We start from the raw sequence: 26,198 nt of genomic DNA, 5'->3' as shown, positions 1-26,198 counted from the left end.
GCACCCTCTCGTGCGCAGGGTCATGCCGAGATGCCGAAGATCCGGCCCACCCCCATGGTGACGGCCATCGCGAAGGCGCCCCAGACGAGCACCCGGATCGTCGCCGGCAACAGCGGCGCGCCCCCGGCCCGTGCCCCCACCGCGCCGAGGATCGCCAGCGCGACCAGCGTCACGACCAGCACCACCGGGATCACCATCCCGGCCGGCGCCAGCACCGCCGCCGCCAGCGGCACCGCCGCGGCAATGGCAAAGGTCACCAGCGAGGCCAGCGCCGCCTGCAGCGGATTGGCCTGGTTCACGTCATGCAGCCCCAGTTCCTCGCGCGCGTGGGCGCCGAGCGCGTCGTGCAGCGTCACCTCGCGCGCCGCCTGCAGCGCGGTGGCGGCGGTCATCCCGCGGCTCTCGAAGATCGCGGCGAGTTCGGCGAGTTCCTGGTCCGGCATCTCGGCCAGCGCCGTGCGCTCACGGTCGAGGTCGGCGCGCTCGATGTCGGACTGGCTCGAGACCGAAACATACTCGCCCGCCGCCATCGACATGGCGCCCGCGGCGAGCCCCGCGGCGCCGGCGATCAGGATCGCCTGCGGCGAGGGGTCGGCGGCGGCCACGCCCACGATCAGCGCGCTGACCGAGACGATGCCGTCGTTCGCCCCCAGCACCGCCGCCCTGAGCCAGTTGGCCCGGTTGATCATGTGCGGCGCCTCGGGGTGGGCCGAGGCGTCCTGCGAGTATTCCGTCATGCGCGTTTCCGTCCCGTGATCATGGCCCGCACCAGGTTTTCGCCGTGGTGCAGCGATTCCCACACTACCCCGGCGACGTGGGCGGCCACCAGCACCAGGATCAGGGTGGCGGCGGTCTCGTGGATGCCTTCCATCAGCTCCGAACCCCAGAACCGATCGGTGCCCATCAGCCAGCCCGAGATGCAGGTCACGAGGATCGTGGCCAGCAGCGCGACGATCATCGCGCCGCCGGCGGGGTTGTGGCCCAGGTACCGGAGCTCCTGCCCACGGACGAGGTCGCGCAGATAGCCGAGCACCCGGGCCGGGCCTGCGACGAAGTCGGCGAACCGCGCGTGGCGGCTGCCGACGACGCCCCAGACCAGGCGCGCCGCGACCAGCGCCAGAACCGTGTAACCGATCCAGATGTGGACCCGCTTGGCGTCCTCGGTCAGCCAGGCCGCGGCGATCAGCCCCACCAGCGACCAGTGAAAGACCCGGACGAAGCGGTCCCAGACGGGAACCATCGGCGTGGTCGCGGCGGCCATCTCAGCTGTCCTCGCCGACCGGCTCGAAGGTGACCGGGTCGAAGTAGACCTCAACCTTCTTGCCGTCCTTGTCGGTGGCATAGACCTCGTAGCAGCCCTCGTCGGTCTTGACGTTCTTGATCGTCCAGCCCTCGGCGGTCAGCTTGGTCTTCAGCTCTTCGACGGGCTTCCAGCTCGCTTCGGGCTGCTTGCACTCGACCTCGGCGGCGAAGGCGGGGGTCAGGGCGGTCAGGCCCATCAGGGCGGCGGCGGCAATCGTCAGACGCATCGGATGTCTCCCGTGAAGATGCAGTTGCGATGGGGGGTGTTTGCCCCGGTCAGCTTGCGGTCAGCTTGCGACGCCATGCAGGATGCGCGGGGCAGGATGCCCCCCGCCGCAACCCCCACGCAGACCAACGCCGAAAGGACCCCCTCATGCGCCTTCTGATCGTCGAGGACAGCGCGCCCCTGGCCGAGGCCGTGGCCCGCCACCTGACCGCGCAGGGCCATGCGGTGGACCGCGCCGCCACCCTGGCCGAGGCCGAGGATGCCGTGGCGGTGGCCGAATATGCGCTGATCCTGCTCGACCTCGGGCTGCCGGACGGCTCGGGGCTGGGGTTCCTGCGCGCCCGCCGCGCGGCGCAGGACCGCACGCCGATCGTCATCGCCACCGCCCGCGACCAGATCAGCGACCGCATCGCGGGCCTCGACGCGGGCGCCGACGACTACGTCGTCAAGCCCTACGACCTCGAGGAGCTCGCCGCCCGCATCCGCGCCAATGCCCGCCGCGGGCAGGACAGCCCGGCGACCGTCATCGACCTTGGCGGCGTCACCGTGGACCGCGCCCGCCGCCGGGTCCACGCCGGCGGCGCCGAGGTCCGGCTGACCCAGCGGGAATGGGCGCTCTTCGACACGCTGCTCGGCGCCCGCGGGCGGGTGCTGGGCAAGCCCGCGCTCGAGGACGCGCTGTTTGCCTTCGACGCCGAGATCGAGGGCAACGCCGTCGAGGTCTACGTCAGCCGCCTGCGCCGCAAGCTGGGGCAGGGGGTGATCGAGACCCGCCGCGGCCTCGGCTACCTGATCCCGTGAGCGGCCCCGCCATGCCCCCCGCCCGGGCCCCCGCCCAGCCCACGCCGCCCCGCGCGCCGGCCGGCTACAGCCTGACCCGGCGGCTCTCGCTCAGGGTGCTGGCGCTGACCGGCGCAGGCTGGCTGCTCGCGGTGGCGGTGGCCATCGCCGTCCTCGACCACGAGACGGGCGAGACGCTGGACGACGCGCTCGGGCACGAGGCGCAGCTCCTCGCGGCGATGGCGGCCAACGGCGCGGCGCTGCCGGCGCTGCCGAGCGACGACCGCTTCCTCGCCCTGATCCCCCCCTCTTCCTTGCACCCAAATATCCCGGGGTCCGGGGCAGCGCCCCGGCAGGCGGGGCCTCCCGCGCCGCCCTGGCCCCCCGCGCCCGGCCCCGCCACGCCCCCCGGCAAGGCCGAGATCACCCGGCGCGGCGGCTGGGTGGTGGCCGGGGTGACGCTGCAAGACGGCCGCCGCCTCGAACTGGGCGAGCCGCTGGCGCTGCGCCGCCACGAGCTGATCGAGAGCCTGCGCGGCCTCCTCGCCGCCATGCTGCCGGTGGCGCTGGCGCTGATGTGGGCGGTGCGGCGCACGCTGGGGCAGGCGCTCCGGCCCGTGGCGGCGCTGTCGGCGACGCTCTCGGGGCGGGATGCGGCTGACCTCGCGCCGCTCGACAGCGCCGGGCTGCCGGCGGAGCTGGCGCCGGTGGCGGCCAACCTCAACCGCTACCTCGCCCGCATCCAGGGGCTGATGACCGCCGAGCGCGACTTCGCCGCCCACGCCGCCCACGAGCTGCGCACCCCCGTCGCCGCGGCGCGGGCCGAGGCGCAGCTGCTCGCCCGCCGCCCCGAGGTCGCGGCCGACGCCGGGCGGATCGTCGCCGCGCTCGACCGCATCACCGCGCTGACCGAGCGGCTGTTGCAGCTTTCCCGCGCCGAATCGGGGATCGGGCTGGCGCGCGGGCCGGTGGACCTCGCAGCGCTGGTGCCGATGGCGCTCGACGATCTGCCGGCGCTGCCGGGGCGGCCGCTCGCCTACGATGACGGCGACCTCGAGACCGCGGTGGTCGAGGGCGACGCCGACGGCATCGCCATCCTGATCCGCAACCTGGCCGAGAACGCGCTGCGCCACGGGACCGGCCCGGTCCGGGTCACGCTCGCGGCGGGACCGCGGCTGACGGTGACCAACCCGGTGGGGCCCGGGGCGCGGTTCCGCATGGGCCGGCTCGACCGCGACCCGGCGTCCGAGGGCACCGGCCTCGGCCTCACCATCGCCGCCAAGCTGGCCGAGCAATCCGGCGCGCGGCTGACCACCGGCATCGCCGGGGGCGTGGCCACCGCCGTCCTCGACTGGTCGCGCTGAGGGGGCCTATTCGGCGGCGCGGGTGGCGCTGTTGGGGCTGAGCGTGTGGTCCAGCGGCTCGTAGCCCGACTGGTCCTCTTCCGCCTCGCAATCGCCCGACATCGGGTCCTGCTTCATGCGGAACCCGCGTTCGAGCTGGTCGAACGGCGCCACCGGATAATCGCCCGAGAAACACGCATCGCAATACTGCGGCGCCCGGGCATCGCGCCCCTTGGCCTCGCCCACCGCCCTATAAAGCCCGTCGAGCGAGACGAAGGCGAGGCTGTCCACCCCGATCCACTCGCGCATCTCGTCCGGCGTCATGTGCGCGGCCAGCAGCTTGTCGCGGTCGGGCGTGTCCACGCCGTAGAAGCAGGGCCAGGCGGTCGGGGGCGAGGCGATGCGGAAATGCACCTCGGCCGCGCCGGCATCGAGGATCATGTCCTTGATCTTGCGGCTCGTGGTCCCGCGGACCACCGAATCGTCCACCAGCACCACCCGCTTGCCGCGCACCAGCGCCCGGTTGACGTTCAGCTTCAGCCGCACGCCCATGTTGCGGATCTGCTCGGTCGGCTCGATGAAGGTGCGGCCCATGTACTGGTTGCGGATGATCCCCATCCCGAACGGGATGCCGCTTTCGCGCGCATAGCCGATCGCCGCCGGGGTGCCCGAGTCGGGGACCGGGCAGACGAGGTCCGCCTCGACCGGCGCCTCGCGGGCGAGCTCCACCCCGATCTGGCTGCGGGTCTCATAGACCGAGCGCCCGCCGATGATCGAATCGGGGCGGCTGAAATAGACGTGCTCGAAGATGCAGAACCGCCCCGTCGAGGGGCCGAAGGGGCGCGAGGTCTCGACCTTGCCCTTCGAGATCACCACCATCTCGCCCGGCTCGATCTCGCGCACGAACTCGGCCCCGATGATGTCGAGCGCGCAGGTCTCGGACGCGAGCGCATAGGCGCCCTCGCCCAGCCGGCCCAGCACCAGCGGGCGCACGCCCAGCGGGTCGCGCACCCCGATCAGCTTGGTGCGGGTCATGGCGATGACCGAGAACGCCCCCTCGACCCGGCGCAGCGCGTCCTTCATCCGCTCAGGGATGTTGCGCTGGATCGACCGCGCCATCAGGTGGATGATGCATTCGCTGTCCGAGCCGGACTGGAAGATCGAGCCGCGCTCGATCAGCTCGCGCCGCAGCGCCAGCGCGTTGGTGATGTTGCCGTTGTGGGCGATGGCGCAGCCGCCCATGGCGAACTCGCCGAAGAAGGGCTGGATGTCGCGGATCGCCGGCCCCTTGGCGCCGGCGGTCGAATAGCGGACGTGGCCGATGGCGAGCTCGCCCGGCAGCGTCTCCATCAGCGAGGCCTTGGTGAAGTTGTCGCGGACGTAGCCGAAGCGGTGGGCGCTGTTGAACCCCTTGTCGGGGTCGAAGGCGACGATGCCGCCCGCCTCCTGCCCGCGGTGCTGCAGCGCGTGCAGCCCGAGCGCGACGAAGTTCGCCGCCTCGGCGACGCCGTTGACGCCGAAGACGCCGCATTCCTCGTGCAGCCGGTCGCTGTCGAAGGGGTCGGCGAGGAAAGGCTGCTGGGACATGGCTGGGGCTCGGGGCTTCTGGCCGGACGCGCGGCCGAGTCGGGAAGGGCAGGACAGGGTCTGTCGGGATGAGGCAGAGATAGGCACTCGGCGCGGGAAAGTCACGGGGTCAGGGCGCCCCGCCCGCCAGACGCCGCATCCGATGGTCCCGGGGGCCGGGGCACGGGGAGGGGGCGGCGGGACTCGTTCGCATGAACTGTGCATGAACGATGCACGAACCCCGAACGGGTCGTGCATCGCCGTTTCCGGCAAAAGTGGGGATTTCCGCCGTGCCGCCCCGCGCCGTTCATACGCCCGGCGCAACGCCCGCCGCGCGGGGCGGGCGCGCAACGCCGTCAGTTGGCCGGCGCGGCCGGGGTCGCGGGCGTCGTGGTGGTCGTGGTCGTCGTCGTGGTGGTCGCGGCCGAGGTCCCCGCTGCGGCCGGCGCCGTCGCGGTCGGGCCGCAGTCGCGCACCAGCTGCTCGAACCGCGCGGCCAGCCAGCCGGGCGCGTCCTGCGGGATCTGCTGGTTCAGCCGCCCGCTCATCTGCTGGAACACCTGCGCCGAGCGCGACTGGTCCACCATCGCCACCCGCTCGGTCGTCATGATCCGGTCATAGACGATGAAGGCGATCACGACGAGCAGGATGCCCCGCGCCACGCCGAACAGGAAGCCCATGCCCTGATCGACCCCGCCCAGCGCAGAGCGTTGAACGACCGAGGAAAACAGCGGCGTCAGGATCGAGAAGAGCACCAGCGCCAGGGCGAACACCACCGCGAAGCCGGCGATGGTGCCCAACTCGCAGTTGTCGGCGATCAGGCTGTTCAGATAGGGGATCTGGGCGATCAGCGGCCGCACCGCCGGGGCGAAGATGAAGGCCAGCACCGCGGCCCCGATCCAGCCCAGGATCGCCAGCGATTCGCGCACGAAGCCGCGCGAATAGGCCAGGATGGCCGACAGGATGATGATCGCGGCGACGATGCCGTCGATCAGGGTGAATCCGTCCATGTGTCTCCGCCCTCGATGCGGACCGCCCGCGCGGCCCGTGCTTTGGGGGCGGCGTGGGGTCAGCCGGCCCCGAACGTCTCGCCCGTGAAACTCGTGAGGTCAGCCACCCGCGAGAGTGTCAGCCCCTCGCCGCCCTCGACCTTCTGGACCGCGGGCAGCATCGCGTGGGAAAAACCAAGTTTCCGCGCTTCTTTCAACCTGTTTTCGGCCTGCCCCACCGGCCTGAGCGCCCCCGAGAGGCTGATCTCGCCGAAAAAGACGGTCTCGGCCGGCAGCGGATGATCCTCGCGCGCGCTCAAGAGCGCCGCCGCAATGGCCAGGTCCGCGGCGGGTTCCGCGACCCGCATCCCGCCGGCCACGTTCAGGAACACGTCGAGCCCCGCGAAAGGCACCGCGCAGCGCGCCTCGAGCACCGCGAGGATGGTCGAGACCCGCCCCCCGTCCAGCCCCACCACGGTCCGGCGGGGCGAGGCGAGCGTCGACGGCGCGACCAGCGCCTGCACCTCGGTCAGCACCGGCCGGGTGCCCTCGATCCCGGCAAAGACGGCGCTGCCGGCGACCGGCTGGCCGCGTTCGGACAGGAACAGCGCCGAGGGGTTGGTGACTTCGGCGAGGCCCGCGCCGGTCATCTCGAACACCCCGATCTCGCCCGAGGGGCCGAAGCGGTTCTTGACCGCGCGCAGGATGCGGAACTGGTGGCCGCGCTCGCCCTCGAAGTAGAGCACGGTGTCGACCATGTGCTCGACCACCCGCGGCCCGGCGATCTGGCCGTCCTTGGTGACGTGGCCGACGATGACGACCGCGACGCCGGTGCGCTTGGCGAAGGTCACAAGCTCGTGAGCGGCGGCCCGGACCTGCCCGACGCTGCCCGGCGCGGCCTCGACCGTGTCGCTCCACAGCGTCTGGATCGAGTCGATCACGGCCACCTCGGGCCGCTCGGCGTCGAGCGTGGTCAGGATGTCGCGCAGGCTCGTCTCGGTCCCCAGCCGCACCGGCGCGTCGGCGAGGCCGAGGCGCTGGCCGCGCATCCTGAGCTGGGCCCCGGCTTCCTCGCCCGACAGATAGATGGCGCTGGCGCCCTTGCGCGAGAAGGCGGCGGCGGCCTGCAGCATCAGCGTGGACTTGCCGATCCCCGGATCGCCGCCGACGAGGATCGCGCTGCCCGGCACCAGCCCGCCGCCCAGCACCCGGTCCAGCTCTTCGATCCCCGAGGGGGTGCGCGGCGGCGGCGGCTCGTCCGCCGCGAGCCCGCTCAGCGCCACGACGCGGCCGCGCTGGGCGCCGAGGCCGCGGCCCGGCCCCTGGCTCAGCGGCGCCTCCTCGACGATCGAGTTCCATTCGCCGCAGGCGTCGCAGCGGCCGGACCACTTGCGGTGCGCGGCGCCGCAGGCGGTGCAGGTGAAGGCGGTGACGGGCTTGGCCATGGCCCGCCTTGTGGCAGGCCGCGCGGGGTGCGGCAATGGGCGCGGCCGAGGGGGCGCGCGTCCTCACCGTCCGACGCAAAAATGATGCGACCGCGGCCGTGATCCGCGCGTTATACTGGCGTGCGATTTAAAGGCTCGAGTGGACGCTGCCGACGCGGGGAGGGCCGCGCGTGTCACGACAGACCGAGGCGATCCTTGACCTGATCTATCAGGCGACGCTCGAGCCCGAGCGCTGGCCGGACATCCTTGCCGCGATCTGCGCCTCGACCGGGTTCGCCAGCGGCTGCCTGATCATGGACAGCGCCGCCCCCGGCAGCGCGGCGGGCACCAGCTTCTACGCCACCCGGCGGACCGAACGGGCCCTGCGTGACTTCGTCGAGGCGGGGCTCTTTGCCTCGTGCGCGGGGAGGCTCGACCGGGTGGGGGACGCGCTCTTCGTCCACGAGGCCGATTTTCCCGCCGCCGTCGCCCGCCGCCCGGCGGTCGAGACGCTGCACCGGCTGGGCCTCTGGGACCAGACCGCGACGCTGCACCGGACCCCGGACGGCCGCCGGTTCGTCTTCACCTTCGAGCGCGAGGCCGGCGCCGCCGGGTTCTCGCGCGAGGCGGTGGGGCGGCTCAACCGGCTGCGCCCGCACATGGTGCGCAGCGTGACGCTGGGCCTGCGCGACCCGACCGCCGAGGCGCGGCCGCAGGGCCCCTCGCTGCTCGGGGCGCTGCCGGGGCCGGCGGTGCTGATCGGCCCCGACGAGGGAGTGTTCGAGGCGAATGCCGCCGCACTCGCCCACCACCCGCCGCTGGTGCGCGAGACCGGCGGCGAGAGCGGGCGGCTGTCGCTGGCGGGGTGGGAGAATGCCGAGTTCATCCGCGCCCGCATTGGCCTCGCCGCCCGCTTCGGCCGGGGCGTGGACCTGACGCTGAGGCCGCGCGACCCCGCGCTGCCCGAGCAACGCCTGCAGGCGGTGCCGACGAGCTGGCACGGGGCGGCGGCGCTGCTGGTGACGCTCGACCCCGCGGGCGACGACCCGCCGAGCCGCGACCCGCACGCGCTGATGGACGGGTTCGGCCTGACCCGGCGCGAGGCCGAGCTGACCGCGCTTCTGGCCTGCGGCAGCTCGCTGACCGACGCGGCCCCGGCGCTGGGGATGTCGCGCGAAACCGCGCGGCATCACCTCAAGCAGATCTTCCAGAAGACCGACACCCACCGGCAGGCGCAGCTCGTGGCGCTGGTCTCGCGCGAGGCGTGAGCCGGTCGCGGGGGGGGGGCGGGGCGCGCGAAAGCGCGTCACCCGTTCGGCCCGTGCCCATCCCCCGAACGGGGGACGCTGCCCCCCGACCCCGGTGGTAGATTGATGCCGTGGGCCCGTGGGGCCCGCGAGGGGCCGGCAGAGCCGCCGGCGCATCCGCGCACCCCGCGAGAGGCCGACGTGTACAATGCCGCCGGCGCGGTGCGCCTTGCGTCCCGCCGGCCTTATCGAGGACGAGTTTCATGGCCATCTTTACCGGGACCAACGGCAACGACACCGCCATCGCGGGGTCGAACGTCATCGGTTTCACCGACGACCAGCCCTTCTTCTCGCCGCTCTTCTGGCTGTCGGACGGGTCGGGCGACATCATCAACTGCCTCAGCGGCGCCGACACCGTCGTGGCGGGCTCGGGCAACGACATCATCAACGGCGGTCTGGACGGCGATTCGCTCAACGGCGGGGACGGCGCCGACACCATCTACGCCAACACCTCGACCGATGTGGCGGGGTCGTTCGTCGGCGACTGGATGACCGGCGGGCTGGGCAATGACGTGCTCTATGGCGCGAGCGGCGCCGACACGATGCTCGGCGCGGCCGGGACCGACTACATGAGCGGCGGCAACGGCGACGACGTGATGGACGGCGGGGCCGACAACGACAGCCTGTATGGCGGGCTGGGCTATGACCAGCTTAGCGGCGGGCTGGGCAACGACGTGCTGCAGAACGCGGGCGCCGTGGGCGACCTGATGGACGGCGGCGACGGGAACGACACGATCTACGGGGCCGACGGGGCCGACACGATCTACGGCAACTTCTTGGCCGACGTTCTCTATGGCGGTGGCGGCGACGACCGCATGTATGCCATGACCGCCGCCAATATCGACGGCTCGGGCTATGCCGACCGGATGTACGGCGGCGCCGGCAACGACGACATGGTCGGCTCGCTCGGCGCGGACACGCTGCTGGGCGAGGCCGACAACGACGAGCTCGCCGGCCGCGGCGGCAATGATTCGCTCGACGGCGGGGACGGCAACGACTCGCTCTATGGCGACGGCGGGGCCGACACGATGTGGGGCGGCGATGGCGCCGACCGGCTGGATGCCGGCGGCGGCGACAACGGGGTCGGCGACGTGATGGACGGCGGCGCGGGCAACGACACCGTCTATGGCACCAGCGGCGGCGACCTGATCGGCGGCAACTTCGACGCCGACGTCATCTACGGCAACGACGGGAACGACTCGATCTACGCCATGACCTCGACCAGCGAACTCGGGTCGACCGTCGGCGACACGCTGTATGGCGGGACCGGGTCCGACCTGATCGCCGGCTCGAACGGCAGCGACGTCATCTTCGGACAGGAGGACAACGACACCATCCGCGGCAACGCCGGCAACGACACGCTGAACGGCGGCGGGTCGGTCAACTCGATCTGGGGCGGCACCGGCAACGACCGGATCATCTCGGGCGGCTTCGGCACCTATCTGGGCGAAGACGGCGACGACGTGTTGGTGGCCGGCGCCCCGGTGGGCACCGAGACGATGGACGGCGGCGCCGGCACGGACCTGCTCTACATCAGCAACGGCAACTATGCCTATTTCATGGACATGGCGAGCGGGGCCACCAACCAGGCCGGGGAGAGCTTCACGGGCTTCGAGTGGGTCACCTGCGGGGGCTCGAACGACACGATCATCGGGTCGGGCGACAGCAACCGGATCTGGGGCAACGGCGGCGACGATGTGCTGCGCGGCGGCGGCGGGTTCGACATCCTAGTGGGCGGTGCGGGCAACGACGTGCTGCAGGGCGGCGACGGGTCGGACCGGCTGATGGGCCGGATCGGCGAGGACATCTTCCAGTTCCTCGCCACCACCGATTCGACCACCGGTGGCATCGACTGGATCGACGGCTTCGACGGCGCCGGCGTCGCGGGCGGCGACCGGATCAACGTCCAGGCCATCGACGCCAACGACCTGATCGCCGGAAACCAGGGCTTCACCTGGCGCGGCACCGCCCCCGGCGGCGCCGGCACCGCCTGGGCGGGGACCAGCGGCACCGACACGCTCGTCTATTTCAACACCGACGCCGATGCGGTGGCCGAGATGACGATCCGCATCCTCGACGGCGCCGTGGTGGCGAGCGCCTATACCAGCGGAGACTTCGTGCTCTGAGATCCCGCCGGGCCGCGGGGCCTTAAGCCGCGCGGCCCGGCGACAGCGCGGGGCAGGCATGGGTTGCCCCGTGACAGCCGTTCGACGGGCGCGCGCGCTGCATGGGGGCGCGCGCGCCTTGTCGTGTCGGGGCGAAGGCGCCCTCGCCCCCGCCTCACGCCAATGTCGGCTTGCCAACCCCGTCCGCCGCGGCCAGTTTGCCGCGACCCCGACGAAAGGCCGCCCGGCATGGCGAACCCCCCTCCGTTCTCGCGCTACGAGTTCCTGATCGCCTGGCGCTACCTGCGCGCCCGTCGCGCCGAGGGCGGGGTCTCGACCATGACCTGGATCAGCCTCATCGGCATCGCGCTGGGGGTGATGGCGCTGATCGCCACCCTCGCCGTGCGCTCGGGCTTCCGCACCGAGTTCGTGGACACGATCCTCGGCGCCAACGCGCATACCACCGTCTATATGCCCCCCGGCCAGATCGTGAACGACCTGACCGACGAGGTCTATACCGTCGCCGGCACCATCAGCGACTATCCCGACGCCGTGGCGCGGATCGAGGCGATCCCTGGCGTCACCCGCGCCGACCCGGTGGTGAAGGGGCAGGTGATGGCCAGCGTCGGCGACCGCTCGAACGTGGCCGAGGTGCACGGGCTGTCGCTCGCCGACCTCAAGGCCATCCCCCGCGTCGCCGACCCCGAGACGGGGGCGGGCGACATCGACGCCTTTGACCGCGGCATCGCCATCGGCTCGGGCATCGCCCGCGACCTCGGCGCCTCGGTGGGCGATCGGCTGCAGCTCATCTCGCCGCAAGGGGCGCAGACGGCGTTCGGCACCACGCCGCGCATCGCCACCTACGAGGTCGTCTATGTCTTCACCGTCGGGCGCTACGACATCGACCGCACCCGCATCTACATGCCGCTGCCCGAGGCGCAGTCCTATTTCAACCGCGAGGGCGAGGTGGACGAGATCCAGGTCTACGCCTCCGACCCCGAGCGGGTGGACCGCCTGACGCCTGCGCTGACCGAGGCGGTGCCGGGCAGCGTCGTGTGGACCTGGCGCGACGCCTCGGGGTCGTTCCTCTCGGCGCTCGACATCGAGGATGACGTGATGTTCGTGATCCTGTCGGTGCTGGTGCTGATCGCGGCCATGAACATCACCTCGGGGCTGATCATGCTGGTCAAGAACAAGGGCCGCGACATCGGCATCCTGCGGACGATGGGGCTGACCGAGGGCGCTATCCTGCGGGTGTTCTTCCTCTGCGGCGCCTTCACCGGGGTGATCGGGACGATCGCGGGGGTGATCCTCGGCGTTCTCCTCGCGCTCAACATCGACAGCATCATGGCGGGCATCAACTGGCTGACCGGCGGGGGGGCGTGGGACCCCGCGGTGCGCGGCATCTATCGCCTCCCGGCCGAGCTCAGGGGCATCGACATCGCCAAGGCGGTCGGCCTGTCGCTGGTGCTGTCGTTCCTCGTCACCATCTTCCCGGCCCGCCGTGCGGCCCGGATGAACCCGGTCGAGGCGCTGCGCCATGAGTGACGTGCGAGAGGACGTGCTGCGGCTCGAGGGGGTCAGCAAGACCTACAATCCCGGCTCTCCTGCCGCCGTCGAGGTGCTGCGCGGGCTGGACCTGAGCGTGGCCCGCGGCGAGGTGGTGGCGCTCGTCGCGCCCTCGGGGGCGGGGAAATCGACGCTGCTGCACATCGCGGGGCTGCTCGACACCCCCGACGCGGGCCGGGTCTGGCTGAACGGGCGCGACATGACGGGCCTTGGCGACCGCGCGAGGACCGAGGCGCGGCGGCGCGAGCTGGGCTTCGTCTATCAGTTCCACCACCTGCTGCCCGAGTTCACGGCGCTGGAGAACGTGGTCCTGCCGCAGCTCGCCAACGCCGTCCCCGACGCGGCCGCGCGTGCGCGGGCCGCGGGCCTCTTGGGCCGTGTCGGCCTTGGCCCCCGCGCCGATCACCGCCCGGCGGAGCTTTCGGGCGGCGAGGCGCAGCGGGTGGCCTTCTGCCGCGCGCTCGCCAACGGGCCGGCGCTGCTTCTGGCCGACGAGCCGACCGGCAACCTCGACCCCGCCACCTCGGATCAGGTCTTTGCGGTGCTGATGGAGGTAGTCCGCGAGACCGGCCTCAGCGCGCTGATCGCCACCCACAACATGGAGCTGGCGGGGCGGATGGACCGGGTCGTGCGGCTGGGGTGAGGCCCGGCGAGGGTTGCGCGGGGTGGCCCGGGCGGGCAGAGTCGCGGGCAAAACCAGCGAGGGACCGAGGATGATGTTCGCCAGACCGACCCTGGCCGCAATGGGCGCCGCCCTGCTGCTGACGGGCTGCGTGCCCGAGGCCGAGGCCCCGCGCCCCACCGGCCCCGCCGCCGCGCAGGCCGCGCAGGGTGCGGCCGACTACGCCCGATACTGCGTCGCCTGCCACGGCCCGACAGGGCGCGGCGACGGTCCGGCGGCCGCGGGCCTCTCGCCCCGACCCACGGACCTCACGCAGCTTGCGCGCCGCAACGGCGGCACCTTCCCGAGGCTGCGGGTGATGGCGCGGATCGACGGCTATACGATGGGCAAGACCGACAGCCCGATGCCGCAGTTCGGCGAAGAGATCGGCCGCGGCCCGAAGGTGATGTTCGACGCGGGCGACGGCCTGCGCGTGCCCACGCCCGCACGTCTGGTGGCGCTGCAGGGGTATGTGGAGACGTTGCAGCGGTAGGGGGACTCTGGCCCTGTCCGGTGCAGGGCGCGCCTTGAAGAAGGGTCCACTCTGGGGCTGTTCGGCGCGCAGGGAAAACCTACAACCCCGCCGCCTTCCTGAGCAGCGCGTTGGCGCGGGTCTGCCAGCCGCGGCCGTCGGCCTTGAGCGCCTCGATCAGGTCGCGGTCAAGATACATCGTCACCCGCTGCTTGCGCTCGTCCTGGGGCAGCGGCGGGCGGCCGCGCCGGATGACCTCGGCGAGTTCGGGAATCTCGGTCGAGGGCTTGGCGCGCGCGAACCATTCGGCGTCGAGTTCGACTGCGCTGCCGTCGGGGTCAATATAGCTCTTTCCCATAGAACCGCTCCTCTCGCGCATTGGCCTTGCGCAGGCTGATGATCCGCCGCGCCCGCGCGCGCCACGTCCAGACGCAGACGTGCAGGCGACGGTCCAGCGGCAGGATCGACACGAACCGCGCCTCGCCATAATCCCCCCGCTCGTCAGGGACAGTCAGCGCTGAACCCCAGTCAAGCCGTCCGGCAGCGGCCAGATCGACACCATGCTTGGCCAGATTCGCCGCGCGCTTGTCGTCGTCCCACTCGAACATTTATATGCACATATAAATTCGGGGGATCAAGGCCTCAGACGTCCAGCTCCTCCACGAACTGCGCGTTCTCGCTGATATACTGGAACCGCAGCTCGGGCTTCTTGCCCATCAACCGTTCGACCAGATCGCCGGTCTCGCCGCCGTCCTCGTCGTCGATCGACACCCGGATCAGCTTGCGCGAGGCCGGGTTCATCGTCGTGTCCTTCAGGTCCTTGGCGTCCATCTCGCCCAGGCCCTTGAAGCGCTGCACGTCGATCTTGCCCTTGCCGCCGAGGCCCTTGGCAAGCCACGCCTCCTTCTCGGCCTCGTCGGCGACGTAGACCCGCTCGGCCCCTTGCGTCAGCCGGTAGAGCGGCGGGCAGGCGAGGTAGAGGTGCCCCTTGTCGATCAGCGGCCGCATCTGGGTGAAGAAGAACGTCATCAGCAGCGAGGCGATATGCGCCCCGTCCACGTCCGCGTCGGTCATGATGATGACCTTGTCATAGCGCAGGTCGTCGACGTTGAAGCGCGTCCCCATGCCGACGCCGAGCGCCTGGCAGAGGTCGCTCAACTCGGCGTTCTGCGACAGCTTCGAGGACGCCGCCCCGAGCACGTTCAGCACCTTGCCACGCAGGGGCAGCAGCGCCTGCGTCGCCCGGTCGCGCGCCGCCTTGGCGCTGCCGCCGGCCGAGTCGCCCTCGACGATGAAGATCTCGGTGCCCTCGCGCGCGGTGGCCGAGCAGTCCACCAGCTTGCCGGGCAGGCGCAGCTTCTTGGTCGCGGACTTGCGCGCCGTCTCCTTCTCCTGCCGGCGGCGCAGGCGCTCTTCGGCGCGCAGGACGAGGAAATCGAGGATCGCGCCGGCCGACTTGGTGTCGGCGGCCAGCCAGTTGTCGAAATGGTCGCGCACCGCGCCCTCGACCAGCCGCGCGGCCTCGGTGGTGGCGAGGCGGTCCTTGGTCTGGCCGACGAACTCGGGCTCGGCAATGAAGCACGACACCAGCGCGCAGCCGCCGGTCAGCAGGTCGTCGCGGGTGATGTTCTCGGCCTTGCGGTTCTTGGTCAGCTCGCCATAGGCGCGGATGCCCTTGAGGATCGCGGTCCAGAACCCGCCTTCGTGCGTGCCCCCCTCGGGCGTCGGCACGGTGTTGCAGTAGGACTGGATGAAGCCGTCGCGCGAGGGCGTCCAGTTGATCGCCCACTCGACCTTGCCCGGCACGCCGAAGCGCTCGCGGAACTCGACCAGGCCGGCAAACGGGCGGTCGGCGTATGTGGTGGCGCCCCCGAGCTGCTCGGCGAGGTAGTCCGAGAGGCCGCCGGGGAAGTGGAAGGTCGCCTCGCGCGGGGTCTCGCCGTCGTCGATCTCGGTCCGCCAGCGGATCTCGACGCCGGAATGCAGATAGGCCTTGGACTTGACCATCCGCATGATCCGCGCGGGCTTGAGGCGGTGGTGGCCGAAGATCTGCTCGTCGGCGTGGAAGGTGACGGTGGTGCCGCGGCGGTTCGGGGACGGGCCGATCTTCTCGACCGGACCCTGCGGGATGCCGCGCGAGAAGCTCTGCCGCCACAGCTCGCGGTTGCGGGCGACCTCGACGACCATCCGGTCCGACAGCGCGTTGACGACCGAGGCGCCGACGCCGTGCAGACCGCCCGAGGTCTGATAGGCGCCTTCGGTGAACTTGCCGCCGGCGTGCAGCGTGCAGAGGATCACCTCGAGCGCCGACTTGCCGGGGAACTTGGGGTGCGGATCGACCGGGATGCCGCGGCCGTTGTCGCGCACGACGACCGAGTGGTCGGCCAGCAGTTCGACCTCGATGCGGCTGGCGTGGCCGGCCACGGCCTCGTCCATGGCGTTGTCGAGGATTTCGGCGACAAGATGGTGCAGGGCGCGTTCGTCGGTGCCGCCGATGTACATCCCCGGCCGCTTGCGAACGGGTTCCAGCCCTTCCAGCACCTCGATCGAGGCGGCGGAATAGCTGTCGGTCGCGGCGCTGGCGCCGCTGAGAAGATCATCGGACATGAAGGCTGCTCGGCTTGTCGTTTTCGGGCTTATCCCACGCCGGGCCGCGGCGGGGCAACCCTTGCGGCGTCGCGGCGTCTTTCTGGCCCAAATGCCCCAGCCCGGCGCCAGCGACCCGCAGCGCCGTCGGGGAGCGGGTCAGGTCCGCTCACGCAGCCAGTCGGCGAGCGCGCCGTCGTCGATCTTGCCCTGCGCCAGCGCGATGATCTTCTGGCCGATGATGTCTTCGGCCACGACGGGGACGGGCGCCCCGTTCATGTCGAGCACGACGATCAGCACCCGGTAGGCCGTCCGCTTGTTGGCATCGTTGAAGCAATGACCCTGCGCGATGGCCATCGCATAGGCCGCAGCCAGACCGACGACATCCTCGACGAGGCCGTATGCAAGCCGGTTCTCGACCCGCGCCAGTGCGCCTTCGAGCGACTTGTCGCGGGCCCGGCCGGCCAGCTCGCCCGGGTTCAGGACAGCATCATGGATCGCCTCGACCATCGCGGCCGAGGGAAGCAGATAGGCGGACATTACTTGTCCTTGAGATAGTCGAGCACCGGCTGGGCGATCTCACGGGTGCGCTCGAGCGACTCCATCACCTCGTCCATCGTCGCATAGCGGACGTTGGGGACCGTCGCCTCCTCAGGCACCAGATAGGCGACCACGGCGCTGTTCTTGAGGATCGCCACCGGCTTGCCGCCCGAGCGTTCGAGCACCTTGTGCGGTTCGCGCAGCTCGGTGATCGTGGCGATGTGGTTCGTGAGCAGGCGGGTCATGGCACTCTCCGGGTGAATGCACGGAATATCGCATATCCGGGTGCATATTTCAATCTCCGTCCCTGCCTGCACCCCAATCCGTTATTCCGGCTCGGCCATCCGCGCTTCCCACATCCGGCGGAAGCCGTCGCGGGACTGGCAGGCCGCCAGCCACGCCTCGATGGCCGGAAACTGCGCCATCAGCGCGCCGTAGCCCTGCGCGTAGCGGATCACCTCGGCCATGTTCAGGTCGGCGACGGTGAAGCGCCCGCCGACCAGGTGCCACTGCGTGGCCAGATGCGCGTCGAGCACCTTGAGCGGGCGCACCAGCCGCTCGGCGGCGTTCGCGACCATGGCGGCATCCTCGCCCGACTGTTCCTGCCCGCGGGCGTGCAGGAAGAGGATCGTCAGGGCGTCGGGCTCGATGGCGGTCGCGGCATAGAAGGACCACTGCATCATCAACGCGTCCTCGGCCGGATCGCGCGGGCCGATGCCGTTCGCGTCATGCTTGCGCGCCAGATACAGCGTCTGCGCCAGCGATTCGAAGAGCACCAGCCCGTCATCCTCGATCACCGGGATCGCCCCCGCGGGCGACAGCGCCAGGAACGCGGGCGAGCGGGTGTTCATCGGCGCGTCGGGCGCGTCGGCGTCGGCCAGCCGGTAGGCCTGGATCACCGGCTCTTGCCGGAAGGGCAGGTCCAGCTCGTGGCACAGCCAGATCAGCCGCGACGCGCGCGAGCGGGTGACGCCGTGGATGGTCAGCATCTGCGGTATTCTCCGTGAGGGCGGCCCGGATCGGGCGTGGCCCAGACAACGCGGGTTTCCGACGCGGCGTCAACCGGCGATGGCGCCGGCGGCGACATGAAACCGTCAAGAGACTGTCACGAAACCGTCGCACTTCCGCGATAGGTCGCGCCCCGTGGCGGCCACGCCACCCAACTGCAGGAGCCTGCCATGAACAAGCTGACTTTCTCCGCCTCGGCGCTGGCCATCGTCGCGCTGTCGGCGACCGCCGCCGCCGCCCGCGACAACGTCCAGGTCGCCGGGTCGTCCACCGTGCTGCCCTACGCCACCATCGTCGCCGAGGCCTTCGCCGAAAACACCGACTTCCCGGCCCCCGTGGTCGAGGGCGGCGGCTCGTCGGCCGGTCTCAAGCAGTTCTGCGAGGGCGTGGGCGAGAACACCGTCGACGTCGCCAACAGCTCGCGTCCGATCAAGCCGGCCGAGCTCGAGACCTGCAAGGCCAACGGCGTGACGAACATCGTCGAAGTCCAGTTCGGCTACGACGGCATCGTCTTCGCCAGCGACAAGGCCGGCGCCGACTTCGTGCTGACCCCCAAGGACGTGTTCCTGGCGCTGGCCAAGGACGTGGTCGTGGACGGCAAGGTGGTGCCGAACACCGCCGCCAAGTGGAAGGACGTGAACCCGTCGCTGCCCGACCAGGACATCATGGCCTTCATCCCCGGCACCAAGCACGGCACCCGTGAAGTGTTCGAGGAGAAGGTGCTGATCGCGGGCTGCAAGGAAGCCGGCGCGCTCGAGGCGCTGGTCGAGGCCAACGGCGGCGACGAGAAGAAGGGCGAGGGCGCCTGCAAGGCGGTCCGCACCGACGGCAAGTCGGTCGACATCGACGGCGACTACACCGAGACGCTGGCCCGCATCGACAGCAACAAGACCGGCGTGGGCGTGTTCGGCCTGTCGTTCTACGAGAACAACACCGACAAGCTGAAGGTCGCCACCATCAACGGCGTGACCCCCTCGACCGACACCATCGCGTCGGGCGAATACCCGGTGTCGCGCCCGCTGTTCTTCTACGTCAAGAAGGACCACATCGGCGTCATCCCGGGCCTGAAGGAATATGCCGAGTTCTTCGTCTCGGACGCCATCGCCGGTCCCGGCGGCCCGCTGGCGACCTATGGCCTGGTGCCGGACCCCAAGCTGGCCGACGTGCAGAAGACCGTCGCGGACGGCACCACGATCACCATGCCCTGATCCGGGACGGCGCGAGGATGGCCCCGCGGGGCCGGCCCTGCGCCACCCGATGCCGACGGGCGGTCCCTTCGGGGGCCGCCTCACCCCGGACGCCCCGGAACCGAGTCTGCCCTCGTGATCTCGGGCGTTCGCATCTGCTAGACTGCCGGCACCGCGGCCGCCGCGTCCGTCGCGCCGCCTCGACCCGAGGCTGGCCCGCGTCCGCCCGGCGGGGCCGGCCTCCCCGCGTCCCGGCCGCTCGACGGGCGCACCCATGCTGCGAGGCACCATGCCGACCCTCTGGATCACACTCATCGTCCTGGCCCTCGCCGTCGTGGGCTATGTCCTCGGCCGCACCCGCTCGGTCCGGGCCGTGGACGGCAACACGAGGGTGCTGCACTCGCGCCCGACCTATTACGGCTGGAACGTGGCGCTGTTCACTGCCGTCCCGGCGCTTCTGGTGCTGCTGCTCTGGGGCATCGCCCAGCCGCTGGTCATCGACCGCGTGGTCCACCGCGCCATCCCGGCCGAGGCCATGTCGGACAGCGACAGCCGCCGGCTGGTGATGGAGGACGTGCGCCGCTCGGCCAGCCAGCTCAACGCCGCCGTCGCCCGCGACGTGCTGACCCCGGCCGAGGTCGCCGCCCTCACCCCCGAGGACAGCGCCGCCTTCGACCGGCTGAGCGCCGCCGGGCTGCGCGTCTCGACCACCCCCCACATCCTGCGCGCCGCGCAGTCCTATGGCGACTTCACCCGCACCGGCGGGCGGATCCTGACCGGCCTCGCGCTGGTGCTGGCGCTCGGCGGGCTCGGCTTCGCGCTGATGCGGACGACGCCGCAGTTCCGCGCCCGCAACGTGGTCGAGCAGGTCGTGCGCGGCCTGCTGATCCTCTGCTCGATGATCGCCATCTTCACCACCATCGGGATCGTGCTCTCGCTGGTCTTCGAATCGGTGCATTTCTTCCAGCTCTACCCGTGGCAGGACTTCTTCTTCGGGACCGAGTGGACGCCGTCCTTCGGCGGCGGCTCGAAGCTCGGGATGCTGCCGCTGCTGTGGGGGACGCTCTACATCTCGCTGATCGCGCTGCTGGTGTCGGTGCCGATCGGCCTTTTCGCCGCGATCTACATGAGCGAGTACGCCACGCCCCGGGTGCGGTCGCTGGTCAAGCCCGCCATCGAGGTGCTCGCCGGCATCCCGACCATCGTCTACGGCCTCTTTGCGCTCGTCACCGTCGGCCCGCTGATCCGCGACTGGCTGGCGCAGCCGATGGGTCTGGGCAACAGCGCGTCCTCGGTGATGACCGCGGGTCTGGTGATGGGGATGATGCTGATCCCGTTCGTCAGCTCGCTGTCGGACGACATCATCAACGCGGTGCCGCAGTCGCTGCGTGACGGCAGCCTCGCCATGGGCTCGACGCCCTCGGAGACGGTGCGCCAGGTGGTGCTGCCCGCGGCGCTGCCGGGGATCGTCGGCGCCGTGCTGCTGGCCGCCAGCCGCGCCATCGGCGAGACGATGATCGTCGTCCTCGGCGCCGGCGCCATGGCGCGCATCAGCCCCAACCCGTTCGAGGCGATGACCACCATCACCGTCAAGATCGTCGGCCAGCTGACCGGCGACAACGACTTCGCCAGCCCCGAGACGCTGGTCGCCTTTGCCCTGGGCCTGACGCTCTTCGTCCTGACCCTCGGGCTCAACGTCTTCGCGCTCTACATCGTGCGCACCTATCGGGAGCAGTACGAATGACCGACGTCACCTCGACCCCGCCGCGCCCCGTGGGCGGCAGCGCCGCGCCGCGCGCCCGCAAGTCGCTTTTGGTGCAGGACGCCCGCACCAAGCGCCGCAACGCGGCCGAGCGGCGGTTCCGCGCCTATGGCGTCGCGGCCATCGCCACGGCGATCCTGGCGCTGGTGTTCCTGCTCTTCACCATCATCCGCGACGGCTCGACCGCCTTCGTGCAGACCTACGCCACCATCCCGGTGACCATCGAGGCCTCGGTCGTCGATCCGCAGGGCACCCGCGACCCGGCGGCGATGAGCAAGGTGCTGACCACGAGCTACGGCAAGCTGCTGGAAAACTCGCTGCGCGGCTTCGTCGAGACGAACGGCATCGCCATCCCCGACCTCGCCGACAAGGACCTGGCCGGGTTCTTCTCGGCCCAGGCCCGCGCCGACCTGCGGCAGGCGGTGCTGGCCGATCCGGGGCTTGTGGGCTCGCTGATCGAGGTGCCGGCGCTGACCAGCTCGCGCGTGGACGGGATGTTCAAGGGCCGGGTCAGCCGCGAATCCGCGGCCGGCGACGCCCGCACCTCGGTGGCGCAGTTCGACCTGGCCGAGGCGCTCAAGGCGCGCGGCGAGCTGGAAACCCGCTTCAACCCCAGCTTCATCACCGGCACCGACAGCTCGGACAACCGGGCCGAGGCGGCGGGCCTCGGGATCGCCATCCTCGGCTCGTTCTACATGATGCTGATCGTGCTGGTGCTGTCCTTGCCGATCGGGGTCGCGGCCTCCATCTACCTCGAGGAGTTCGCCCCCCAGAACCGCCTGACGGACCTGATCGAGGTCAACATCGCCAACCTCGCGGCGGTGCCCTCGATCGTGTTCGGGATCCTGGGTCTGGCGATCTTCATCAACCTGGTGGGGCTGCCACGCTCGGCGCCCATCGTGGGGGGGCTGGTGCTGACGCTGATGACGCTGCCGACGATCATCATCTCGACCCGTGCCGCGCTCAAGGCGGTGCCGCCGTCGATCCGCGACGCGGCCCTGGGCGTGGGCGCGAGCCGGATGCAGACGGTCTTTCACCACGTCGTGCCGCTGGCCATGCCGGGCATCCTGACCGGCACCATCATCGGGCTGGCGCAGGCGCTGGGCGAGACCGCGCCGCTCTTGCTGATCGGCATGGTGGCGTTCGTCGCCAACTACCCGTCGGCCCCGCCGCAGGGCCTGTTCGAGCCCGCCTCGGCCCTGCCGGTGCAGGTCTACAACTGGACCCAGCGCGCCGACCCTGCGTTTTTCGAGCGCGCCTCGGGCGCCATCATCGTCCTGCTGGTGTTCCTGCTGGCGATGAACCTTCTGGCCATCTATCTGCGCCGCCGCTTTGAACGGCGCTGGTGAGCGATCAAGGGGATCCCTAAGATGAACGATATGCGACTGGCGGAGAGAACCGTGGACACCGACGCGAAGGAGATCAAGTTCGAGTGCCGCGACGTGCAGGTCTGGTACGGGACCAAGCACGCCATCAAGGACGTGAACGTCGATCTGCTGGACAAGACCGTGACCGCCTTCATCGGCCCGTCGGGCTGCGGCAAGTCCACCTTCCTGCGCTGCCTGAACCGGATGAACGACACCATCCCGATCGCGCGGGTCGAGGGGCGGATGCTGCTCGACGGCGACGACATCTACGACCGCCGCGTCGATCCGGTGCAGCTGCGCGCACGGGTGGGCATGGTGTTCCAGAAGCCGAACCCGTTCCCCAAGTCGATCTACGACAACGTCGCCTACGGCCCCCGCATCCACGGCATGGCCCGCAACAAGGCCGAGCTTGACCAGATCGTCGAGCGCGCGCTGCGCGGCGCGGCGCTGTGGGACGAGGTCAAGGACCGGCTGGGCGAGACCGGCACCGGGCTTTCGGGCGGCCAGCAGCAGCGGCTTTGCATCGCGCGGGCCGTGGCGACCTCGCCCGAGGTCCTGCTGATGGACGAGCCCTGCTCGGCGCTCGACCCCATCGCCACCGCCCAGGTCGAAGAGCTGATCGACGAGCTGCGGTCCGAGTTCTCGGTGGTGATCGTCACCCACTCGATGCAGCAGGCCGCCCGCGTCAGCCAGAAGACCGCCTTCTTCCACCTCGGCAACCTCGTGGAATACGGCAACACCGACGACATCTTCACCCGCCCGCAGGACCCGCGGACGGAAAGCTACATCTCGGGCCGCATCGGCTAACCCGCAGGCACGCGACCGGAGGACTGCCCCATGAACACCACCGACCGCCACATCGCCTCGGCGTTTGACCGCGACCTCGAGACCGTGCAGGCGCTGGTCGTCAAGATGGGCGGGCTCGTCGAGACCGCCATCGACGAGGCCGCCCGCGCGCTCGAGACCCGCGACGACGAGCTGGCCGAAGAGGTCCGCCGCCGCGACCGCGCCATCGACGCGCTCGAGCAGCAGATCAACGAGGAAGCCGCGCGGGTGATCGCGCTGCGCGCCCCGAACGCCACCGACCTGCGGGTGGTGCTGACGGTCATCAAGATCTCGGGCAGCCTCGAGCGGGTGGGCGACTACGCCAAGAACATCGCCAAGCGCACCCATGTGCTGTCGCATCTGCCGGCCATCGACGGCGCCGGCATGGCGCTGCGGCGGATGTCGGGCACGGTCGAGACGATGCTCAAGGATGCGCTCGACAGCTACGTCCACCGCGACGCGGCGCTGGCCGCGGACGTGCGGGCGCGCGACCTTGAGGTCGACCAGATGTACAACGCGCTGTTCCGCGAGTTCCTCACCTACATGATGGAGGATCCGCGCAACATCACCTCGTGCATGCACCTGCATTTCATCGCCAAGAACATCGAGCGCATGGGCGACCACGCGACCTCGATCGCCGAGCAGGTGCTGTATCTCGTCTCGGGCACGCTGCCCGAGGATGCGCGCCCGAAAAGCGACAGCGTCGCCCGGCCCCCCGTCGAAGCGCCCGCCGACCCCGGCGCGGGCCCGGCGCCGCGTCCCGCCCCCGGCGCCGGCTGAGCCGCGCCCGCCGCTGCCAACCCGGCGCGCGCCGGTATTTCCCCGCGCGCGCCCTGATGACACGGAGGAGACCCGATGAGCATTCAGCAACCCTGCATCCTCCTCGTCGAGGATGAGGGCGCCCAGCGTGAGGTGCTGACCTACAACCTCGAGGCCGAGGGCTTCCGCGTCGTCTCGGCCGAGACCGGGGACGAGGCGCTGCTGCTGGTGGCCGAAGAGAACCCGGACCTGATGGTGCTGGACTGGATGCTGCCGAACGTCTCGGGCATCGAGATCTGCCGCCGGGTCAAGGCCGACCCCGACACCCGCCATATCCCCATCGTCATGCTCTCGGCCCGCTCGGACGAGGGCGACCGGGTGCGCGGCCTCGAGACCGGGGCCGACGACTACGTGGTGAAGCCCTATTCGGTGGTCGAGCTGATGGCCCGGCTGCGCACCCAGCTGCGCCGCACCCGCCCGGCCACGATGGGCGAGCGGCTAAGCTTCCAGGACATCCTGCTGGACGCGGGCGAGCATCGCGTCTTCCGCTCGGGCAAGACGCTGCACCTCGGCCCGACCGAGTTCCGCCTGCTCTCGACGCTGATGGAGCGTCCGGGTCGGGTCTGGACCCGCGAGCAGCTGCTCGACCGGGTGTGGGGCCGCGACATCTATGTGGATACCCGCACCATCGACGTCCACGTGGGCCGGCTGCGCAAGGCGCTGATGGCGCATGGCGGCGACAACCCGGTGCGCACGGTCCGCGGCACGGGCTACTCGCTCGGCTGAGCCGCGCGGGCACCCCGGCGCGACTGCCCAAGCCTTGGGCAGCGTGCCCCCCGGGGGCCGGAGCACGCGCCCCATCCCCTTGCCCCCGCCGCCCGCGCCGCGCCACAGTGGTCCCCGAGAGGTGACCATGACTGCGTTCGACGAAATGACCGAGGGGCAGGGGGTGCGGGCCCCCTATGCCGAGTTCTCCCGCTGGCTCGCCAGCCAGCCCGACGACCTGATGGCCCGCAAGGCCGCCGACGCCGAAGAGGTGTTCCGCCGCACCGGCATCACCTTCGCCGTCTATGGCGAGGAACAGGCGACCGAGCGGCTGATCCCCTTCGACATCGTGCCGCGCATCCTCTCGGCCGCCGAGTGGGCGCGGCTCGCCCGCGGGATCGAGCAGCGGGTCCGCGCCATCAACTCGTTCCTGCACGACATCTATCACCGGCAGGAGGTGATCCGCGCCGGCATCGTCCCGCTCGAGCTGATCGCCACCAACGACGCCTTCCTGCCGCAGATGATCGGCATGACGCCGCCCGGCGGCATCTACACCCACATCGTCGGCACCGACATCGTCCGCACCGCCGAGAACGAGTTCCAGGTGCTCGAGGACAACTGCCGCACCCCCTCGGGGGTCAGCTACATGCTCGAGAACCGCGAGACGATGATGCAGCTCTTCCCCGAGCTGTTCATGCAGAACCGGGTCGAGCCGATCGAGGACTATCCCAAGCTCCTGCGCCGCTCGCTGTCGGCGGCGCGCCCGGCCCGCGCGCCCGCGCAGCCCGCGGTCGCGGTGATGACGCCGGGGGTGAACAACTCGGCCTATTACGAGCACGCCTTCCTCGCCGACCAGATGGGGGTGCAGCTGGTCGAGGGCGCCGACCTGCGGGTGGTCGACGGCCACGTCGCCATGCGCACGACCGAGGGCTATCGCCGCATCGACGTGCTCTATCGCCGGATCGACGACGACTACCTCGACCCGCTGAGCTTCCGCCCCGACAGCGTGCTGGGGGTGCCGGGGATCATGGATGTCTACCGCGCCGGCAACATCACCATCGCCAACGCGCCGGGGACCGGGGTGGCCGACGACAAGGCGGTCTATTCCTACATGCCCGAGATCATCCGCTTCTACACCGGCGAAGAACCGATCCTGTCGAACATCCCGACGCTGCGCTGCTCCGAGCCCGAGAACCTCGCCCATGTCCTCGACCGGCTGGACGAGCTGGTGGTGAAGGAGGTGCATGGTTCGGGCGGCTACGGGATGCTGGTCGGCCCCGCCGCCAGCCGCGCCGAACGCGAGGCCTTCGCCGAAAAGCTGAAGGCCCGGCCCGCGAACTATATCGCCCAGCCGACGCTGGCGCTCTCGACCTGTCCGGTGCTGACCAAGGCGGGGCTGGCGCCGCGCCACGTCGATCTGCGGCCCTTCGCGCTGGTCGGTGACGGGGTGCGGATCGTCCCGGGCGGGCTTACACGGGTGGCGCTGAAAGAGGGCTCGCTGGTCGTCAACTCGTCGCAGGGCGGGGGCACCAAGGACACCTGGGTGCTGCGCGACGGGGCGTCCGCCGTGACCAACGGGCGCGGCGCGTTCGGGGCACGGGTGCCGATGCGGCAGGGGCAGGGACAGGGACAATCGCAGGGTCAGTCACAGGGAC

General features: G+C 70.9%; 24 protein-coding genes and 2 pseudogenes. 14 read left to right on the top strand and 12 right to left on the bottom strand.

The window, feature by feature from the left end; all coding sequences use genetic code 11:
• Nucleotides 1-20: 20 nt before the first annotated feature.
• Genes BLW17_RS01805 through BLW17_RS01795 form a run of 3 tightly spaced genes read right to left on the bottom strand, consistent with a single transcriptional unit; the run spans nucleotide 21 to nucleotide 1,529 of the window.
• Nucleotides 21-737 carry a VIT1/CCC1 transporter family protein gene (locus BLW17_RS01805; protein ID WP_036705459.1) on the bottom strand — a complete coding sequence of 239 codons (717 nt, stop codon included), beginning with the start codon at nucleotides 735-737 and terminating at the stop codon, nucleotides 21-23.
• Nucleotides 734-1,261 (bottom strand): cytochrome b/b6 domain-containing protein, encoded by a 528-nt coding sequence (locus tag BLW17_RS01800; RefSeq protein ID WP_036736754.1) that lies wholly within the window; start codon nucleotides 1,259-1,261, stop codon nucleotides 734-736. Before BLW17_RS01800 ends, BLW17_RS01805 begins: the two co-directional genes overlap by 4 nt.
• A gap of 1 nt (nucleotide 1,262) precedes the next feature.
• Nucleotides 1,263-1,529, bottom strand: a complete 267-nt coding sequence (locus BLW17_RS01795) for a PepSY domain-containing protein (RefSeq protein ID WP_052172129.1) — start codon at nucleotides 1,527-1,529, stop codon at nucleotides 1,263-1,265.
• A 146-nt stretch (nucleotides 1,530-1,675) separates the two neighbouring features.
• On the opposite strand from BLW17_RS01795, the gene BLW17_RS01790 reads away from it, so the two are divergent.
• Both BLW17_RS01790 and BLW17_RS01785 read left to right on the top strand, forming a co-directional pair.
• Complete coding sequence (locus BLW17_RS01790; RefSeq protein ID WP_036705463.1) at nucleotides 1,676-2,329, top strand: response regulator transcription factor; 654 nt, start codon at nucleotides 1,676-1,678, stop codon at nucleotides 2,327-2,329.
• Nucleotides 2,330-2,340: 11 nt separating this feature from the next.
• Nucleotides 2,341-3,672 (top strand): sensor histidine kinase, encoded by a 1,332-nt coding sequence (locus BLW17_RS01785; protein WP_074825998.1) that lies wholly within the window; start codon nucleotides 2,341-2,343, stop codon nucleotides 3,670-3,672.
• 111 nt (nucleotides 3,673-3,783) lie between these two features.
• On the opposite strand, the pseudogene purF reads toward BLW17_RS01785, so the two are convergent.
• The 3 genes and pseudogenes from purF to radA all read right to left on the bottom strand — a co-directional run.
• A pseudogene (purF, locus tag BLW17_RS01780) lies at nucleotides 3,784-5,238 on the bottom strand (amidophosphoribosyltransferase); the annotation flags it as partial.
• 335 nt (nucleotides 5,239-5,573) lie between these two features.
• The gene (locus tag BLW17_RS01775) at nucleotides 5,574-6,227 is read right to left on the bottom strand and encodes a CvpA family protein (protein ID WP_036702363.1); all 654 of its coding nucleotides are present in this window, start codon (nucleotides 6,225-6,227) and stop codon (nucleotides 5,574-5,576) included.
• Nucleotides 6,228-6,286: 59 nt separating this feature from the next.
• Nucleotides 6,287-7,651, bottom strand: coding sequence for a DNA repair protein RadA (gene radA / locus BLW17_RS01770; protein WP_036702365.1), 1,365 nt, complete (start codon nucleotides 7,649-7,651; stop codon nucleotides 6,287-6,289).
• Nucleotides 7,652-7,821: 170 nt separating this feature from the next.
• Between radA and BLW17_RS01765 the strand changes: the two genes are divergently transcribed.
• The 5 genes from BLW17_RS01765 (at nucleotide 7,822) to BLW17_RS01745 (ending at nucleotide 13,765) form a co-directional block, all read left to right on the top strand.
• The gene (locus BLW17_RS01765) at nucleotides 7,822-8,898 is read left to right on the top strand and encodes a helix-turn-helix transcriptional regulator (protein ID WP_036733726.1); all 1,077 of its coding nucleotides are present in this window, start codon (nucleotides 7,822-7,824) and stop codon (nucleotides 8,896-8,898) included.
• 242 nt (nucleotides 8,899-9,140) lie between these two features.
• Nucleotides 9,141-11,063 carry a calcium-binding protein gene (locus BLW17_RS01760; protein WP_036733724.1) on the top strand — a complete coding sequence of 641 codons (1,923 nt, stop codon included), beginning with the start codon at nucleotides 9,141-9,143 and terminating at the stop codon, nucleotides 11,061-11,063.
• A 228-nt stretch (nucleotides 11,064-11,291) separates the two neighbouring features.
• Nucleotides 11,292-12,590, top strand: coding sequence for a lipoprotein-releasing ABC transporter permease subunit (locus tag BLW17_RS01755; RefSeq protein ID WP_036733722.1), 1,299 nt, complete (start codon nucleotides 11,292-11,294; stop codon nucleotides 12,588-12,590).
• The gene (locus BLW17_RS01750; RefSeq protein ID WP_081969135.1) at nucleotides 12,583-13,254 is read left to right on the top strand and encodes an ABC transporter ATP-binding protein; all 672 of its coding nucleotides are present in this window, start codon (nucleotides 12,583-12,585) and stop codon (nucleotides 13,252-13,254) included. The genes BLW17_RS01755 and BLW17_RS01750 overlap by 8 nt, the downstream gene beginning before the upstream one ends.
• Before the next feature lie 73 nt (nucleotides 13,255-13,327).
• Complete coding sequence (locus BLW17_RS01745) at nucleotides 13,328-13,765, top strand: c-type cytochrome (RefSeq protein ID WP_036733732.1); 438 nt, start codon at nucleotides 13,328-13,330, stop codon at nucleotides 13,763-13,765.
• Nucleotides 13,766-13,844: 79 nt separating this feature from the next.
• Here the strand turns inward: BLW17_RS01745 and BLW17_RS01740 are convergent, their stop codons facing one another.
• The 6 genes from BLW17_RS01740 to BLW17_RS01715 form a co-directional block, all read right to left on the bottom strand.
• On the bottom strand, nucleotides 13,845-14,102 hold the full coding sequence (locus tag BLW17_RS01740) for a BrnA antitoxin family protein (RefSeq protein WP_052176393.1): 258 nt from the start codon (nucleotides 14,100-14,102) through the stop codon (nucleotides 13,845-13,847).
• Entirely contained in the window at nucleotides 14,083-14,352 is a 270-nt protein-coding gene (locus BLW17_RS01735) for a BrnT family toxin (protein ID WP_036733716.1), read from the bottom strand. Before BLW17_RS01735 ends, BLW17_RS01740 begins: the two co-directional genes overlap by 20 nt.
• 34 nt (nucleotides 14,353-14,386) lie before the next feature.
• On the bottom strand, nucleotides 14,387-16,351 hold the full coding sequence (parE, locus tag BLW17_RS01730; RefSeq protein WP_036733714.1) for a DNA topoisomerase IV subunit B: 1,965 nt from the start codon (nucleotides 16,349-16,351) through the stop codon (nucleotides 14,387-14,389).
• A 138-nt stretch (nucleotides 16,352-16,489) separates the two neighbouring features.
• The gene (locus BLW17_RS01725) at nucleotides 16,490-16,870 is read right to left on the bottom strand and encodes a type II toxin-antitoxin system death-on-curing family toxin (RefSeq protein ID WP_036733712.1); all 381 of its coding nucleotides are present in this window, start codon (nucleotides 16,868-16,870) and stop codon (nucleotides 16,490-16,492) included.
• On the bottom strand, nucleotides 16,870-17,115 hold the full coding sequence (locus tag BLW17_RS01720) for a hypothetical protein (RefSeq protein ID WP_036702382.1): 246 nt from the start codon (nucleotides 17,113-17,115) through the stop codon (nucleotides 16,870-16,872). Before BLW17_RS01720 ends, BLW17_RS01725 begins: the two co-directional genes overlap by 1 nt.
• An 81-nt stretch (nucleotides 17,116-17,196) precedes the next feature.
• The gene (locus BLW17_RS01715) at nucleotides 17,197-17,859 is read right to left on the bottom strand and encodes a glutathione S-transferase family protein (RefSeq protein ID WP_036733710.1); all 663 of its coding nucleotides are present in this window, start codon (nucleotides 17,857-17,859) and stop codon (nucleotides 17,197-17,199) included.
• A 189-nt stretch (nucleotides 17,860-18,048) separates the two neighbouring features.
• Here BLW17_RS01715 and BLW17_RS01710 point away from each other — a divergent pair, with 189 nt between their 5' ends.
• The 7 genes and pseudogenes from BLW17_RS01710 to BLW17_RS01680 form a co-directional block, all read left to right on the top strand.
• On the top strand, nucleotides 18,049-19,086 hold the full coding sequence (locus tag BLW17_RS01710) for a PstS family phosphate ABC transporter substrate-binding protein (RefSeq protein ID WP_036733708.1): 1,038 nt from the start codon (nucleotides 18,049-18,051) through the stop codon (nucleotides 19,084-19,086).
• A 268-nt stretch (nucleotides 19,087-19,354) separates the two neighbouring features.
• Nucleotides 19,355-20,809: a phosphate ABC transporter permease subunit PstC gene (pstC, locus tag BLW17_RS01705; protein WP_036733730.1), complete on the top strand. Its 1,455-nt coding sequence runs from the start codon at nucleotides 19,355-19,357 to the stop codon at nucleotides 20,807-20,809.
• The gene (gene pstA / locus BLW17_RS01700; RefSeq protein WP_036733706.1) at nucleotides 20,806-22,176 is read left to right on the top strand and encodes a phosphate ABC transporter permease PstA; all 1,371 of its coding nucleotides are present in this window, start codon (nucleotides 20,806-20,808) and stop codon (nucleotides 22,174-22,176) included. Before pstC ends, pstA begins: the two co-directional genes overlap by 4 nt.
• 21 nt (nucleotides 22,177-22,197) lie before the next feature.
• On the top strand, nucleotides 22,198-23,001 hold the full coding sequence (pstB, locus tag BLW17_RS01695) for a phosphate ABC transporter ATP-binding protein PstB (RefSeq protein WP_036702391.1): 804 nt from the start codon (nucleotides 22,198-22,200) through the stop codon (nucleotides 22,999-23,001).
• A gap of 30 nt (nucleotides 23,002-23,031) precedes the next feature.
• A complete protein-coding gene (gene phoU / locus BLW17_RS01690) occupies nucleotides 23,032-23,799 on the top strand; it encodes a phosphate signaling complex protein PhoU (RefSeq protein ID WP_052176392.1) in 768 nt (255 codons plus the stop codon).
• Nucleotides 23,800-23,874: 75 nt separating this feature from the next.
• Nucleotides 23,875-24,564: a phosphate regulon transcriptional regulator PhoB gene (gene phoB, locus BLW17_RS01685; protein WP_036710320.1), complete on the top strand. Its 690-nt coding sequence runs from the start codon at nucleotides 23,875-23,877 to the stop codon at nucleotides 24,562-24,564.
• A 127-nt stretch (nucleotides 24,565-24,691) separates the two neighbouring features.
• Nucleotides 24,692-26,098: pseudogene (locus BLW17_RS01680) on the top strand (circularly permuted type 2 ATP-grasp protein); the annotation flags it as partial.
• Nucleotides 26,099-26,198 lie beyond the last annotated feature (100 nt).

The organism is Paracoccus sanguinis (assembly GCF_900106665.1).
Lineage (GTDB): Bacteria > Pseudomonadota > Alphaproteobacteria > Rhodobacterales > Rhodobacteraceae > Paracoccus > Paracoccus panacisoli.
The sequence above is the reverse complement of the archived record's forward strand: the minus strand, read 5'-3'. Positions and strand labels throughout refer to the sequence as shown.